The organism is Bifidobacterium ramosum (genome assembly GCF_009299505.1).
In the GTDB taxonomy this organism is placed as follows: domain Bacteria; phylum Actinomycetota; class Actinomycetes; order Actinomycetales; family Bifidobacteriaceae; genus Bifidobacterium; species Bifidobacterium ramosum.
The window spans coordinates 1-1,569 of the sequence record NZ_WBSM01000024.1; the positions used below are offsets into that span (position 1 = coordinate 1).

Consider the following 1,569-nt stretch of genomic DNA (forward strand, 5'->3'; position numbering starts at 1 on the left):
TGTAATGTCTCGGGGCCTAAATGACGCATGTGTCGGGGCATGGTTGACGGTATGTCCTGGGGCATGGTTGACACATGCGTCATGTCGGTGTCATTCAACTGTCGGTTTGTTTCTTGGCCGGAGCTGGTAGTCGCGTGAGATGTCGAGCGGCTGGTCGACCAGTATCTCCCCGGTTTGCCGGTCCCATGCGAGGATCCGTCCCTTCTCGAGCGACGCGGTGATCTTCCGTCCGTGGTTCGCCTTTCCCGCGTTGATGGTGCGTCTGGCGCCGACCATGGTCATGGTGAAGCAGCCCCTGCGGTCGATGGTGAGATCGCGTCCCGGCTCGTCGGCGTCGCATGTCGCGGGCGGGGCGACGGGCCTGGCTATGCGTTTGCGACGTCTGCGTGCGGATTGCTCGCGTCGTATCAGCCGTTCCCGTTCCGCCCTCTCGGCCCGTTCCGCCTCCGCGATCTGCGAGAGACGGTGGCGCTCTGCCAGTTCTGGGTCCGGGGCCGCCTTGCCCTTGGCCCGGTACGCCTCGGCGGGGGTCCGGCGTTTGAGGGCGCGGTGGGGCCGCTCGTCGTTGTATACGCGCATGAACTCGGCGAGCTGCTCGTTCAGTGCGTCCAGTCCGGTGGCCTTGGGCCGTCCGCCGAGCCATTGCTTGAGCGTGCGGTGGTAGCGTTCGATCTTCCCCTGGGTCTGCGGGTGCCCGGGCCTGCCGTGCCTGAACCTCACGCCCATCGCGGCGAGCGTGCGTTCGAAGTGGCTGGGGTCGGCGCTCAGGAGCCGGCTGGTGTATTCGGACCCGTTGTCGGAAAGGGCGGACGCGGGGATTCCATGAGCGGCGCACGCCGTGTGGAACGTGTCCTCGATGACGGCGTTGTTCACACGGTCGAACGCGTGGACGTACAGGAGGAAACGGGAATGGTCGTCGAGCCAGGAGACGATCAACGCGTCCGACGAGGCGTCCAGGGGCCAGTGGGTGAAGTCGGACTGCCACAGCTCGTTGGGCAGCCCGGCCTCGAACCGGCGCAGGCTGGATTTGGGGCGTTTGCGGGGCTCGGGGACCACGCGGCCCGCCTTGACGAGGATGCGGTGGATGGTCGAGTTCGCGGGAGGGGCCGCTCCAGAGCGCTCCAGGCGTGCGGCGATGGATTCCGCGCCCGCGTCCAGGCCCTGGCCGTCCAGCTCGTCGCGCAACGTGATGATGCGTTCGACCATGTCCTCGTCGGTCCTGTTGCGGATCGTGCGCGCGGCGCGGGACCGCGGCAGCAGTCCCGTATCGCCCTCAGCGCGCCATCTGGCCGCCAACGCGTGGGCCCATTGCCGTGACACCCCGTAGCGTCGGGCCGCGGAGGCGACGGGCTCCCCGCCCCTGATGGCCGTGACGATTGCGCGATTGCGCAGCACGGTGCCATGGGGCGCCGCGTCGGATTTGATGAAGCCGCCGGCGTCGGTGCCGGCCGATGATGATGAAAACGTGTCCATACACCATTGTCACCACCCAAACCCGTCAACCATGCCCCAGGACATACCGTCAACCATGCCCCGACACATGCGTCAACTATCCGCTGAAGCTAAACA

The 1,569-nt window shown here is 66.7% G+C and carries 1 protein-coding gene; it reads right to left on the bottom strand.

Features of this window, described 5'->3' with window-relative positions; all coding sequences use genetic code 11:
• Nucleotides 1-90: 90 nt before the first annotated feature.
• Nucleotides 91-1,473 carry an IS481 family transposase gene (locus DSM100688_RS11705; RefSeq protein WP_152359263.1) on the bottom strand — a complete coding sequence of 461 codons (1,383 nt, stop codon included), beginning with the start codon at nucleotides 1,471-1,473 and terminating at the stop codon, nucleotides 91-93.
• Nucleotides 1,474-1,569 lie beyond the last annotated feature (96 nt).